The organism is Aureimonas mangrovi, assembly GCF_014058705.1.
Lineage (GTDB): Bacteria > Pseudomonadota > Alphaproteobacteria > Rhizobiales > Rhizobiaceae > Aureimonas > Aureimonas mangrovi.
The window spans coordinates 709,665-722,199 of record NZ_CP059692.1; the positions used below are offsets into that span (position 1 = coordinate 709,665).

13 protein-coding genes are annotated in these 12,535 nt (G+C 68.3%); 10 read left to right on the forward strand and 3 right to left on the reverse strand.

Translation table 11 applies throughout. The features are described from left to right. The first annotated feature begins 19 nt into the window (after positions 1-19). From H1343_RS03310 to H1343_RS03325, 4 genes are all read left to right on the forward strand, one after another. Positions 20-976 carry a Bug family tripartite tricarboxylate transporter substrate binding protein gene (locus H1343_RS03310; protein ID WP_185984542.1) on the forward strand — a complete coding sequence of 319 codons (957 nt, stop codon included), beginning with the start codon at positions 20-22 and terminating at the stop codon, positions 974-976. After that, positions 973-1,461, forward strand: coding sequence for a tripartite tricarboxylate transporter TctB family protein (locus H1343_RS03315; RefSeq protein ID WP_185984543.1), 489 nt, complete (start codon positions 973-975; stop codon positions 1,459-1,461). Before H1343_RS03310 ends, H1343_RS03315 begins: the two co-directional genes overlap by 4 nt. 15 nt (positions 1,462-1,476) lie before the next feature. Further along, entirely contained in the window at positions 1,477-2,994 is a 1,518-nt protein-coding gene (locus tag H1343_RS03320) for a tripartite tricarboxylate transporter permease (RefSeq protein ID WP_185984544.1), read from the forward strand. 147 nt (positions 2,995-3,141) lie between these two features. Further along, positions 3,142-4,542 (forward strand): deoxyribodipyrimidine photo-lyase, encoded by a 1,401-nt coding sequence (locus H1343_RS03325; RefSeq protein WP_185985453.1) that lies wholly within the window; start codon positions 3,142-3,144, stop codon positions 4,540-4,542. Positions 4,543-4,549: 7 nt separating this feature from the next. On the opposite strand, the gene H1343_RS03330 is transcribed toward H1343_RS03325, so the two are convergent. Both H1343_RS03330 and H1343_RS03335 read right to left on the reverse strand, forming a co-directional pair. Beyond that, the gene (locus H1343_RS03330; protein WP_185984545.1) at positions 4,550-5,314 is read right to left on the reverse strand and encodes an SH3 domain-containing protein; all 765 of its coding nucleotides are present in this window, start codon (positions 5,312-5,314) and stop codon (positions 4,550-4,552) included. 78 nt (positions 5,315-5,392) lie between these two features. Next, positions 5,393-6,037 (reverse strand): DUF1028 domain-containing protein, encoded by a 645-nt coding sequence (locus H1343_RS03335; RefSeq protein WP_185984546.1) that lies wholly within the window; start codon positions 6,035-6,037, stop codon positions 5,393-5,395. A 190-nt stretch (positions 6,038-6,227) separates the two neighbouring features. Between H1343_RS03335 and aroQ the strand changes: the two genes are divergently transcribed. From aroQ to budC, 6 genes are all read left to right on the forward strand, one after another. Then, complete coding sequence (gene aroQ / locus H1343_RS03340; RefSeq protein WP_246333289.1) at positions 6,228-6,677, forward strand: type II 3-dehydroquinate dehydratase; 450 nt, start codon at positions 6,228-6,230, stop codon at positions 6,675-6,677. Positions 6,678-6,906: 229 nt separating this feature from the next. Continuing rightward, the gene (locus tag H1343_RS03345) at positions 6,907-7,377 is read left to right on the forward strand and encodes a tripartite tricarboxylate transporter TctB family protein (protein ID WP_185984548.1); all 471 of its coding nucleotides are present in this window, start codon (positions 6,907-6,909) and stop codon (positions 7,375-7,377) included. Between the two features lie 10 nt (positions 7,378-7,387). Then, complete coding sequence (locus H1343_RS03350) at positions 7,388-8,893, forward strand: tripartite tricarboxylate transporter permease (protein WP_185984549.1); 1,506 nt, start codon at positions 7,388-7,390, stop codon at positions 8,891-8,893. 79 nt (positions 8,894-8,972) lie between these two features. After that, positions 8,973-9,443: a CYTH domain-containing protein gene (locus tag H1343_RS03355; RefSeq protein ID WP_185984550.1), complete on the forward strand. Its 471-nt coding sequence runs from the start codon at positions 8,973-8,975 to the stop codon at positions 9,441-9,443. A gap of 11 nt (positions 9,444-9,454) precedes the next feature. Next, positions 9,455-10,360, forward strand: coding sequence for a CHAD domain-containing protein (locus H1343_RS03360; RefSeq protein WP_185984551.1), 906 nt, complete (start codon positions 9,455-9,457; stop codon positions 10,358-10,360). 82 nt (positions 10,361-10,442) lie between these two features. Next, positions 10,443-11,201 (forward strand): meso-2,3-butanediol dehydrogenase, encoded by a 759-nt coding sequence (gene budC, locus H1343_RS03365; protein WP_185984552.1) that lies wholly within the window; start codon positions 10,443-10,445, stop codon positions 11,199-11,201. A gap of 26 nt (positions 11,202-11,227) precedes the next feature. Here budC and H1343_RS03370 read toward each other — a convergent pair whose 3' ends face one another. Further along, positions 11,228-12,523 (reverse strand): SLC13 family permease, encoded by a 1,296-nt coding sequence (locus H1343_RS03370; protein WP_185984553.1) that lies wholly within the window; start codon positions 12,521-12,523, stop codon positions 11,228-11,230. Positions 12,524-12,535 lie beyond the last annotated feature (12 nt).

Sequence of the window (12,535 nt, forward strand, 5' to 3'; positions counted from 1 at the left end):
CGCTTCCGGGAGGATTTTCATGACCAGAATGCTGCTCGCCGCCATAATCGCGGCCGGCCTCGCGTCCACGAGCGCCCTCGCGCAGACCGCAAGCTACGAGATCATGGCGCCGGCCTCGCCGGGCGGCGGCTGGGACCAGACGGCCCGCGCAATGCAGACCGTGATGCAGGACGCCGGAGTCGCGGGCGACGTGCAGGTCGTCAACGTGCCGGGCGCCGGCGGCACGATCGGCCTCGCCCAGTTCGTGCAGGGCAAGGCGGGTGATCCGTCGGCCCTCATCGTCGGCGGCTACGTCATGGTCGGCGCGATCCTTACCAACAATTCGCCGGTGTCCCTAGAAGACGTCACGCCCATCGCGCGCCTGACCGGCGAGGCCGAGGCTATCGTCGTGCCCGCTGCATCGCCCTACCAGACCATCGACGACCTCGCCGCCGCCATGCGCGAGAACCCGGGCGCGGTCGCGATCGCCGGCGGCTCGGCCGGCGGTGCCGACCACATCGCCGCCGGCCTCTTCGCCGAGGCGGTGGGCGCCGACCCGACGCAGATCAACTACATCGCCTTCTCCGGCGGCGGCGAGGCTCTCGCCGCGATCCTCGGCAACCAGGTCGCCGCCGGCATCTCCGGCTATGGCGAGTTCGAGAGCCAGATCGAGGCCGGCACGATGCGCCTTCTCGCCGTCACGACGGACGAGCGCATCGAGGGCGTCGATGCGCCGACCCTGCAGGAAGCGGGCTACGACGTGAGCCTGGAGAACTGGCGCATGGTCGCCGCCGCGCCCGGCATCACCGACGAGCAGGCTGCGCAGATCACTGCCGACATCGAGGCTATGGTGCAGTCGGACGAGTGGCAGGAGACGCTCGAGCGTAACAACTGGGTCGACACGTTCCTGGCCGGTGACGAGTTCCGCGCCGAACTTCAGCAGAACATCGAGGACACGCGCGAGATCCTGACGACGATCGGACTGGTCTCGCAGTGAGTGACCTGACGCCCCAAAGCGCCGGCAGGCGCCGCCCCGACAGGGCGGCGCTTGTCATCGGCGTCGCGCTCCTTGCCCTCGGCTGCCTCGTCGGCTGGGACGCCCATCGCCTGACCGGCGGCTCCTACGCGCGGATCGGGCCGACGGCCTTTCCCTATGCCATCGCCGTCGGTCTCCTGGCGCTCGGCGTCTGGACTATTGTCGAGGCGATGCGCGGCAAGTTTCCGGAGCGCGAGAAGGACGAGATCGCGCCGATCATCTGGATCATCGGCGGTCTGGCCGCCCAGCTTCTGCTGCTCAATGTCGCTGGCTTCTCCATCGGCACCGGCCTTCTGTTCGCGGCCACCGCGCGCGCTTTCGGCTATCGCGCTTTGTGGAAGTCGATCCCGATCGGCATCGTTCTCTCGCTCGCCATCTGGCTCGTCTTCTCGCAGCTCCTGCGACTGCGCCTTCCCGCCGGTCCGCTCGAGCGCCTGTTCCTTTAAGCGGGGGTCGCACGCGTGGACACACTCGCACTTCTCGGCCAGGGCCTCCTGACGGCCTCGCAGCCCATCTACCTCTTCTACGCCCTGCTCGGCGTCACGCTCGGCACGGCCGTCGGCGTCCTGCCGGGCATCGGCCCCGCGCTGACGGTCGCGCTGCTCCTGCCGGTCACCTACCAGCTCGACGCCACCGGCTCGCTCATCATGTTCGCTGGCATCTACTACGGCGGCATGTACGGCGGGTCGACGACCTCGATCCTCCTCAATACGCCCGGCGAGAGCGCCTCGATCATCACCGCGCTCGAGGGCAACGCCATGGCGCGCAAGGGCCGCGGCGGGCCGGCGCTCGCCACGGCCGCGATCGGCTCCTTCATCGCCGGCCTCATCGCGACGCTCGCGCTGGCGTTCCTCGCCCCGCTCATCGTCTCCTTCGCGCTGTCCTTCGGGCCGGCCGAATATTTCGCGCTGATGGTGCTCGCCTTCGTGACCGTCTCGGCGGCTTTCGGCGATTCGGCGCTGCGGGGCCTGACCGCCCTCGCGCTCGGCCTGACGCTCGGGCTCATCGGCATCGACCTTCAGACAGGTCAGGCACGCCTCGCCTTCGGCGTACCGAACCTTCTCGACGGCATCGAGGTGACGACGCTCGCGGTCGCACTCTTCGCCATCGGCGAGGCGCTCGTCGTCGCGGGTGCCGGCACCCGCGTTCCGGCCACGATCGAGGCCGTGAGGGGCTCCGTCTGGATGACGAGGGAAGACTGGAAGCGTTCGTGGAAGCCATGGCTTCGCGGCACGGCGATCGGCTTCCCGATCGGGGCGATGCCCGCGGGCGGCGCCGAGATCGGCACGTTCCTGTCCTACACCACCGAGAAGAGCCTGACGAAGCACCCCGAGGAGTTCGGCAAGGGCGCGATCGAGGGCGTCGCCGGGCCGGAGGCTGCCAACAACGCCTCGGCCGCCGGCACGCTCGTGCCGCTCCTGACGCTCGGCCTGCCGACGTCGGCCACGGCCGCGATCATGCTGGCGGCGTTCCAGCAGTTCGGCCTCCAGCCGGGGCCGCTGCTCTTCGTCACCTCGCCGCAGCTCGTCTGGGGCCTCGTCGCCTCGCTCCTGATCGCCAATCTGATGCTGGTGATCCTGAACCTGCCGCTCATCGGGCTCTGGGTGAAGCTCCTGACGATCCCGCGCCACTGGCTCTATGCGGGCATCCTGGTCTTCGCCACGCTCGGCTGCATCGGGGCGAACCCGTCCTCGGTCGAGCTCGGCATGCTGCTCGCCTTCGGCATCCTCGGCTACTTCCTGCGCCGCTTCGGCTATCCGATCGCGCCGGTGGTGGTGGGCCTGATCCTCGGGCCGATGGCCGAGCAGCAGCTTCGCCGCGCGCTCGCGATCAGCCAGGGCGACCCGGCCGTGCTCGTCACCTCGCCCTTGGCGCTGACGCTCTTCGGCCTCGCCATCCTGGCGCTGGTCGTGCCGATGATCCTGCGTGCGCGCGGTCGCGGCAAGGTGCTGGCCCAACTCGCAGCCGACGAGGACTGATCGCGGCGGATTGGCGATCGCGACGGGCCCGGACGGAGACGCCCGGGCCTTTTGCGTTCGGGCGGCGCATTCGCCGCAGTCTTCGCGCTTGCCGCTTGTTCCGCCGCCCATAGTTGCGCGCACTCGCGAGACAGGCACGGGATGACCATGACGATCGAGGCGCAGCGCATCCGGCTTCTGAACGACGCCGAGCCGAACGAAAAAGGGCGCTACGTCCTGTATCTGATGCAGCAGGCGAACCGCGCCCGCTTCAATCCCGCGCTGGAGCTGGCGGTGGAAGAGGGCAACCGCCTCGGCCTGCCGGTCGTCGCCTGCTTCGGCCTCCTCGACGGCTCGAACGGCTTTCCCGAAGCGAAGGCGCGGCACTACGCCTTCCTCCTGCAGGGCCTGTCGGATGCCGCGACGGGGCTGGAGAAGCGCGGCATCGGCTTCGTCATGCGCAAGTGCTCGCCGGCGGAGATCGCCATCGATCTGGCGCAGGACGCCGCGATCCTCGTCCTCGACCGTGGCTATCTCTCGATCCAGAAGCGCTGGTACGGCGAGATCTCGAAGGGCGTGAAGACCCGCATCGTGCAGGTGGAAGGCGACGTGGTGGTGCCGCTCGATGTGGCTTCGGACAAGCACGAATACGCCGCGCGAACGCTCCGCCCGAAAATCCGCAGGCATCTCGACGAGTTCCTGAACGGGCTCGGCGAGCGCGAGGTGAAGCATCCGGCGAGAGCGCTGAAGCTGAAGAGCGAGATCGACATCTCGGATCCTGACAAGGTGCTTGACGGCATGACGCTCGACCGTTCGGTGCCGCCGGTCTCGCGCTTCACAGGCGGGGAGAGCGAGGCGCGACGCCGTCTCAAGCGCTACCTCGCCGGCCCTTTCGCGCACTACGGAGAGGAACGCGGCAAGCCGGAGGCGGGCGCGGCCTCGCATATGAGCCCGTATCTGCATTTCGGTCAGATCTCGCCCGTCGAGATCGCGCTCGCCGTACGCCGGGCCGGGGAGGCCTCGGCCGAGGACAAGGACGCCTATATCGAGGAGCTCGTCGTGCGCCGCGAGCTCGCGATGAACCATGTCCACCACACCGAGCATTACGATCGGTTCGCCAGCGCCGTTCCGGACTGGGCGCAGAAGACGCTCGCCGAGCACAAGGCAGACAAGCGCGAGCATCGATATTCCGAGAAGCAGCTCGCGGATGGCGATACGCACGACCACTACTGGAACGTGGCGATGGCCGAGATGCGAGAGACGGGCTACATGCACAACCATCTGCGCATGTACTGGGCCAAGAAGATCCTGGAATGGTCGCCCAGCGCCGAGGAGGGCTTCAAGCGGACGCTCGCCCTCAACAACCGCTACTTCCTCGACGGTCGCGACGCCAATTCGTTCACCAACGTCGCCTGGGTCTACGGCTTGCATGACCGGCCCTGGCAGCGCAGGCCGATCTTCGGCACAGTGCGCTACCAGAGCGAGAATTCGCTGCGCAAGATCGACGCCGAGGCCTATGAGCGCGACGTCGACAAGCTCGTGAAGGCGGAAAGGCGCAGGAAGGGCTGAGCAGCGATCAGCGCGCGGCGGTGGGGATGGCTCCCCGCGGCACCGGCGCATCCCCGTCGTTCGTCTTGCGCGTCACGCTCGGCAACGCAAGGCGTGAGCTCGCCGGCTGCGGCCGTTGGGCGGCCTGCCTCCTTTCGGCGGTCGGAGCGGCTGCTGCAGCGGGGGCCGCCGAGGCGATCGCCTCCGCCTCTATCCAGCCGGTGAAGATTCCGGCTTCCACGCGCCGCCAGTTTCCCTTGCGTTCGCTGATGCGCAGCGGCACGCCGGCCTCCAGCGTCACCCAGACAGGTGCGTCCGCTTCCGGGGCCCGGCGCATCGGGGCGCGCCGCGCGGTGGTCGGGGCCCCGGTCCGATTCGTGGCCGCCTGTCGTGCCGGCCGTTGCTCGGGCCGCACCGGCGTCATCGCGGCGGTGCGTACGGGAGCCTCGCGCGTCGCGGTCGACGCCGGAGCAACGGGTGCCGGCGGCCGCGGCGCGGCGCGGCTCGCCTCCGTCTGGCGCGGAGCGGAGGGTGCCGGCCGCTCGGCGGCCGCCCGCTGTGGCTCGGGCTGGCGCGCGGCCTGCCGCGCCGGCTCGGGCGCGCTCCAGGGCAGTGCCGCCGTCAGCATCGGCGCATGCCTGTCCACGAAGTCGCGGTTGGCGTCGTAGGCGATCCAGCCGACCGCCGCCGCCCCGAGCACCCACCAGACGAAGGAAACCGGCTGGCGGGTCGCCTTGCGACGCGCAGGGGCTTTGCGGGCGGGCGCGTTGCGGCGCGGCTTTCGCTGGCTCATCAGGGTCCGACCTTCCGTGTCGCGGGCGCGTTCCTCGCCCCACGTCTAGCGGCAGAAGGTGGACATCCGCTGAACGCGTCAGCGCGAGCGCGTCGGCATCTTCAGGATGTGCGGGTAGAGCTCGCGACGGAACACGACTTCCAGCCGCTTCAGTTCGCCGATGACGTCGTCATGGTCGTCGACGCGAATGTCCCAGAGCGGATACTCCTCGCCGTCCACGATGTAGACCGTCGCGGACCGCTCCCCGTGCCGGTCTCCACCGGCCGCGACCCCGGCCGCGATCGCGGCGATCATGCGGTGGACGAGTTCGGCCTCGCGGTTCTCCTCGAAGGCACCTGCCATCGCCTCCAGCACCTGCCGCCCCGCCAGCCGGTTGCCCTGCACGGTGAAGCTCGGTCCCTGCACGGAGCCGGCGTAAGGCAGGCAGTTTTCCCCGGTGAAGGCTGCCGAGCGGCCCTCCTTGTCCACCGCCGCGATCTGGCGCTCCTGCCTCTGGTCATCGTCTTCGAGAACCGTGTCGACCGCGCCCTGCGCCGAGACGCTGAGCGAGAGGAGCTGGCAGCCGTAGATGCCGAGATAGGGGTTGATCAGCGCCTGCGTGGCGAAGGCGCCGTAGCGTGGAAAGGCGTGGGTGAGAAGCTTGCCGACGGCGGGCATCTCGGTTGCGGCGGCAACGCCGAACTGGCGTGTCCGCGCACAGCGCGCGACGATGGATAGGGTCATCGGGTTCCTTTCGACGGCCGGCGTTGGCGATCGGGGATGGGCGGCCGAAGATAGGCGGACCGCACCGCTCGGCAACGCGCTCTTGTGTCCGCCTCGCCTCGACCGCGACGCCTCATGCGCAATATCCTGCGGCACGACGCCGTTCGATTCGCCGCCGTCTTCCGGCGGCTCAAGCCAAGGATCACCGCACGTGCCCGCAAGCCGCATCGTCTACGTCCTGAACGGGCCGAACCTCAATCTCCTCGGCCAGCGCCAGCCGCAGATCTACGGTCACGAGACGCTGGCCGACGTCGAGGCGTCGTGCCGCAGGGTCGGCGTGGAACTGTCCCTGGAGATCGCCTTCCACCAGTCGAACGCCGAACACGAGATCATCGGCTGGATCCACGAGGCACGCACCCGCGCCGGCGGCATCGTCATCAACCCTGCGGCCTACAGCCACACATCGGTGGCGATCCTCGACGCATTGTCGGCCTGCGAGTTCCCGGTGATGGAGGTCCACATCTCCAACATCCACCGGCGCGAGGCCTTCCGCCACCACTCCTACGTCTCGGCGGTCGCAGCCGGGGTCATCGCCGGCTTCGGCACCGAGGGATACGGATACGCCCTGCGCAGGCTCGCGATGCTGATCGACGCGGCCTGACGGCTCGAAAGCCTCCGCGTCAAGGGTTCTCCACAACCCCACTGGACAAGTCCGTGTGAATGGCGCTCCATGAGCGTGGGGGAGGATGCCGGGAGGCGTCTTCCGTGGAGGAACTTTTGACAATGCAGATGCGTGCCCGGGTTCCGCTCGTGCGCCTGATCGCCGTTCCCTCGTGGGACGCGCGGCGGCCGCGCCTGTCCTTTTCACCTCGTTCGCGAGGCGCCCGCTGATGTCCGGCGCCGTGCAGCAGCGCTCGCGCCGCGACGTCATCGCCGGGGCGGTCTTCATCGCCATCGCCGCCGGCTTCGCCATCGAGGGCCTCAACTATCCGCTCGGCACGCCGTTGCGGATGGGGCCGGGCTTCATGCCCGTCTTTCTCGCAGGCATCCTCGCCGTCCTCGGAGCGGTGACGCTGGTGATCGGTCTGCGACGCTCCGAAATGGTCACGCCTTCTCCCGTTGCGTGGCGGGGCATGGCACTCATCGTCGCAACGCTGATCATCTTCGGCGCCTTCGCCCGCCAGCTCGGCCTGGTGCCGTCTGTGTTCGTCGCCGCCTTCCTGACGTCCCTGGCCTCGCGCAACAACACCATCGTCTCTGCGCTGCTGATCGCCGTGGCGATGTCGGCCCTGTGCTGGCTGATCTTCGAGGTCGGGCTCGGCGTCACGCTGCCGACCTTCGGCACGCTGTTCCGGTTCTGAGGGCGCAGCCATGGATCTTCTCGCCAATCTGGCGCTCGGCTTCGAGACCGCGCTCACCCCCATCAACATCTTCTGGTGCTTCATCGGCGTGCTTCTCGGCACGCTGGTGGGCGTTCTTCCGGGCATCGGGCCGACGGCGACCATCGCCATGCTCCTGCCGATCACCTTCACCTTCTCGCCCGTCACCGCGCTCATCATGCTGTCCGGCATCTACTACGGCGCGCAGTACGGCGGCTCGACGACGGCGATCCTGATCAACCTGCCGGGCGAGAGTTCGTCGGCGGTGACGGCAATCGACGGCTACCAGATGGCCAAGAAGGGCAGGGCGGGGCCGGCTCTCGCCACGGCCGCACTCGGCTCGTTCTTCGCCGGCTCGGTCGCGACGCTGCTTCTGGCCGTCGCCGCGCCGCCGCTCGCGGCCGTCGCCCTCAATTTCGGCGCGCCGGAATATTTCGCGCTCATCGTCCTCGGCCTTCTCGTCTCGATCTCGCTCGCCCACGGCTCGGTGATCAAGGCGCTGGGCATGATCGTTCTCGGGCTTCTGCTCGGCACGGTCGGGCAGGACATCTACACCGGCACGCCACGCTTCGCCTTCGGCCAGCTCGAGCTCTATCAGGGCATCAACTTCGTCTCGGTCGCGGTCGGCGTCTTCGGCGTCGCCGAAATCTTCCGCAACCTGGAGGATGAGCGCTCGCGAGACGTGATGGTCAAAAAGGTCGAAAACCTCTGGCTGACGAAGGACGACTTCAAGCGGATCGCCATGCCGGTCCTGCGCGGCACCGGGCTCGGCTCGATCCTCGGCGTCCTGCCGGGCGGCGGCCACGTCCTGTCCTCCTTCGCCTCCTATTCGATGGAAAAGAACCTGTCGAAGAACAAGGGCGAGTTCGGCCACGGCGCCATCGAGGGCGTGGCGGGGCCGGAGAGCGCCAACAACGCAGCGGCGCAGACCTCCTTCATCCCGCTTCTGACGCTCGGCATCCCGGCCCACCCGGTGATGGCGCTCATCGTGGGCGCCTTCATCCTGCAGGGCATCACGCCGGGGCCGAACGTCATCAACACGCAGCCGGCGCTGTTCTGGGGCATCATCGCCTCGATGTGGATCGGCAATATCCTGCTGGTGCTCCTGAACCTGCCGCTGATCGGGCTGTGGGTGAAGATGCTCTCGATCCCCTATCGCGTGCTCTTCCCGGCGATCGTCATCTTCGCCTCGATCGGCTGCTACTCGATCAACAACAACCCGTTCGACGTCTACGCGATCGCGGTCTTCGGCATCCTCGGCTACGTGCTTATCCGCATGGGCTGCGAGCCGGCACCGCTCCTTCTCGGCTTCGTCCTCGGCCCGCTTCTGGAGGAGCATCTGCGCCGCGCCATGATCATTTCGCGCGGCGATCCTCTGGTGTTCTTCCAGCGGCCGATCTCGGCGACGCTGCTGGCCATCGGCCTTGCCGCCGTGGTGGTCGCGCTCCTGCCCTCGATCCGCAAGAAGCGCGACGAGGTCTTCGTCGAGGAAGACTGATCGATCCGGCCTGCGGCGGCGACGTCCGCCGCAGGTCTTTTCGCGCGAAACCTCTGCGGCCCCTGCGGGTTGCAGCCTCATGGGCACGGAGATCGAACGCAAATATCTCGTCACCGCGGACGGCTGGCGCGCGAGCGCCGACGAGGGCGTCGCCATCCGGCAGTTCTATCTCGCGGCCCGGCCTGGCTTTTCCGCGCGTATCCGCATCCTCGAGGCGCGGGGGGCGACCCTCACCATCAAGACCGGCGGCGGCCTGTGCCGCGGCGAATACGAATACCCGATCCCGCTGGAGGACGCGCGCGAACTCGAAGCCGCGCGCATCGGTTCGGTCGTCGCCAAGCGCCGCCACCGCGTGCCTCTCGGCGCGCTGACGCTCGAGGTCGACGTCTTCGACGGCCCGCACGCCCCGCTCGTCCTCGGCGAAATCGAATTGCCGTCCGTCGAGGCGCGCCCGGCGCTTCCCATCTTTCTCGGCCGCGAGGTCACGGACGACACCCGCTACACCAACGCCGCGCTCGCCGTGGCGGGGCGCGCGCCGGAGCAGCCGTAAGGAGAACCGTTTTGCCCTATCGCCTCGATCCAGCCCGTCCTCTCCGCAAGGCGGTACGCAAAGCCGCGAACGACCAGATCGACAAGGCGATCGCCGAGCTGACGGCGCCGGACGCCGATCGAAACGAGGCTGTTCATGACGCGCGCAAGCGCCTGAAGAAGCTGCGCGGCCTTCTGCGGGTGGTGAAGCCGTCGGCGCCGGACATCTTCGAGCAAGAGAACGCCCACTATCGGGACCTTGCCCGTACCCTGTCCGACCTGCGCGACCGCACCGCACTGATCGAGGCGCTGGATGGTCTGCGTGCGCGATACGCCGACGAGGCCGAGGAGCGCAGCTTCACCCCCCTGCGCGACGCACTGGTTGCACGGCGCGGCGCGGTCGCCGCCCAAGAGGATTTGACTGAGGAGGCTCTCGCGCCGACCGTCAGGGTTCTTCGGGAGGGAAGGGCAGCGCTCGGCGACCTGTCGCTTCCGGGGCATGGGCGCAAGACGCTTCGCGCCGGGCTTGCAGCCAATATCGCAAAGGCGCGCTCGGCGATGGTGCGGGCGAAACGCTCCGGCGAAGCGGACGATTTCCACGAGTTGCGCAAGCGAATGAAGTATCTGGCGATGCACCTCAAGCTTCTGAACCGGGACTGGCCGGAGGGCATCGGTCCGCTGCGCCGCATGGCCGACCGCATCGCCGACGACCTCGGACGCGATCACGACTATGCCGTTCTTCGCGCGGAGATGGATGCGCCGGGCCCCGCAATGGCGAAGGTCGAAAATCTGAGCGGCATTGTCGGTCTTCTCGAGCGCCATAGTATCGAGCTCCGCAGGCGCTCGCTCCATCTCGCCGAGCGGCTCCTGTGCGAGCGCCCGGCCGATTTCGCTCGCAGGTTGACGCAGTTGCACGCTCTCGCTGCGACGCGGGACTGACCCACCCCTGACTTCGCGCCGCACGCTCCTATCTCGCACTGCCGAAAGCCCGGGAAGGGCGCGAGAATGAAAGAGACGACAAATGATGTTCGCCAATCACGTGGTCATCGTGACCGGCGCGGGTTCCGGGATGGGCGCGGCCACCGCCCGGCGGTTTCATGAGGAGGGCGCCGACGTCGTGTTTCTCGGCCGACGCAAGGAGAAGCTGCAGGAAGCCGCGGAGGGGCTCGACCCCGATCGCGTCCTCATCCAGGGCGCCGACGTCTCGGTGCCGTCGGAGGTCGAGGACGCCGTTACCGCCACGATCGAGCGGTTCGGCAAGCTCGACACACTCGTCAACAACGCCGGAACCGCCACGAGCGGGCCATTCCTCCAGACCAGCCTCGAGGACTGGCACAAGGTCATGGCGACCAATGTCGAAGGCCTACTGCATGCCACACGCGCGGCGCTCCCCCACTTGCTCAAGGTAGGGGGTTCGATCGTCAACGTCTCCTCGGTGTCGGGCATCGGCGGCGACTGGAACATGAGCGCCTACACCGCCTCGAAGGGCGCGGTGACGAACCTCACGCGCTCGCTGGCACTGGAGCTCGGCGGACAGGGCGTGCGCGTCAATGCGGTGAATCCTTCGCTGACCCGCTCCGAGATGACGGAGAGCATCCTCGACGACGCCGACAAGATGGCGAAATTCGCCGAGCGCATTCCCCTCGGCCGGCCGGCCGAACCCGAGGAGATCGCCGACGTCATCCTCTTTCTGGCGAGCCGTGCCGCGCGCTTCGTCAACGGCGTCAACCTGCCGGTCGATGGGGGCCTGTCGGCGTCCAACGGACAGCCGCCCCAGTAAGCACCGATCGTCCTGACCGTCCGCGCTCAGGCGAGGACGGTCAGGACGATGTTCATCGCCAGCGCCGCGAAGAAGCCGATGGGTGCCGCGCGGAACAGGAGGCGCGGGAAGAGTGAGCGCCGCATCTCCTCGTCGGGCGCCGAACCCAGGATCAGGCTTCCGCCCGACGAGAAGGGCGAGATCGACGTCGCCTGCGCGCCCACCACGATCGCGATGAACAGGATCGCCGGGTTGAGCGACAGCGTGTCGGCGAGCGAGGGCACCAGCGGGAACAGCGCCGGCGTCACCACGCCGAGCGTCGAGGAGAAGAGCGACATGATCGCCGCGATCACGCCGAGCACCACCGGCACGAGCGCGGCGGGAATGCTGGTTCCCATCCAGGCCGCGAGCGCGTCGATCGTGCCGGCCGCGACCGCCAGCGAGACGAGCATGCCAACGCCGCAGATCATGATGAGGGTCGACCAGGGCACGGCGGCGAAGGCCTTGCGCTCGTCGCCGAGCTTCATCAGCAGCGCGATCACCGAGAAGACGCTGGCGATGAGGCCGATGTCGATCTTGCCGTTGACGAAGGCGACCGTCTCGTTGCCGGGCAGCGCGAGCTGGGCAAGCGGCGGCGCGAGGACGACGGCCATCATCACGAGCGTCAGCCAGAGCGTCTTGCGCTGGATCGGCGAGAAGGGGCCCGGCCGCTCTGCCTCGATCGCGTTGAGCGCGTTGCCCGAGCGCCGGCCGATCAGCGTGAGGATCGTCAGGACGACGACCGGCACGACGAAGGTCGCCGCGAAGATGCCGAGCGCGTTCAGGAAGGCCTCGCCCTCCGGCACGCCCGCCGTGGTCATCAGGCCGCGGAAGATGATGCCGCTCTGGCTGGAGGCGAAGTTCGCGCCGGCCAGCGCGCCGTAATTGACGGCTAGGCCGCCGGTGATGAGCCCGAGACCCGTGCGCTGGCAAAGGATCAGCGTGATCGGCGCCATGAAGGCGAGGACGGTGTAGTAGCCCGCGCCCATCGCTGCGATCGCCGTCGCGGTGAGGAAGATCGCGAAGGGCAGGAGCGCGGGCACGCGCCGGCAGCGGTAGAGCAGGTGCTCCGCCAGCTTCTCCAGCGTGCCGTTGGTCATGGCGAAGCTGTAGAACAGGCAGACCGAGAAGATCACGAAGAACAGCCTGAGCGGCCACATCGCGATGACCGCGCTGGTGCTCAGATCCATCGCGAAACAACCGATGAGATAGGCGAAGGCGATCGCGAACAGACCGATATTGATCCGCGTGAAATAGCCGAGGGCGATCGCGAGCGCGATCGAGGAAACGACGATGATGCTCATGGAACGGCCCTT

Bases quoted from the DNA above. Each gene is read 5' to 3' on its own strand.
- H1343_RS03310 (WP_185984542.1), top strand. From the start codon at position 20: ATGACCAGAATGCTGCTCGCCGCCATAATCGCGGCCGGCCTCGCGTCC.
- H1343_RS03325 (WP_185985453.1), top strand. From the start codon at position 3,142: ATGACGATCGAGGCGCAGCGCATCCGGCTTCTGAACGACGCCGAGCCG.
- H1343_RS03330 (WP_185984545.1), bottom strand. From the start codon at position 5,314: ATGAGCCAGCGAAAGCCGCGCCGCAACGCGCCCGCCCGCAAAGCCCCT.
- H1343_RS03335 (WP_185984546.1), bottom strand. From the start codon at position 6,037: ATGACCCTATCCATCGTCGCGCGCTGTGCGCGGACACGCCAGTTCGGC.
- H1343_RS03345 (WP_185984548.1), top strand. From the start codon at position 6,907: ATGTCCGGCGCCGTGCAGCAGCGCTCGCGCCGCGACGTCATCGCCGGG.
- H1343_RS03350 (WP_185984549.1), top strand. From the start codon at position 7,388: ATGGATCTTCTCGCCAATCTGGCGCTCGGCTTCGAGACCGCGCTCACC.
- H1343_RS03355 (WP_185984550.1), top strand. From the start codon at position 8,973: ATGGGCACGGAGATCGAACGCAAATATCTCGTCACCGCGGACGGCTGG.
- budC (WP_185984552.1), top strand. From the start codon at position 10,443: ATGATGTTCGCCAATCACGTGGTCATCGTGACCGGCGCGGGTTCCGGG.
- H1343_RS03370 (WP_185984553.1), bottom strand. From the start codon at position 12,523: ATGAGCATCATCGTCGTTTCCTCGATCGCGCTCGCGATCGCCCTCGGC.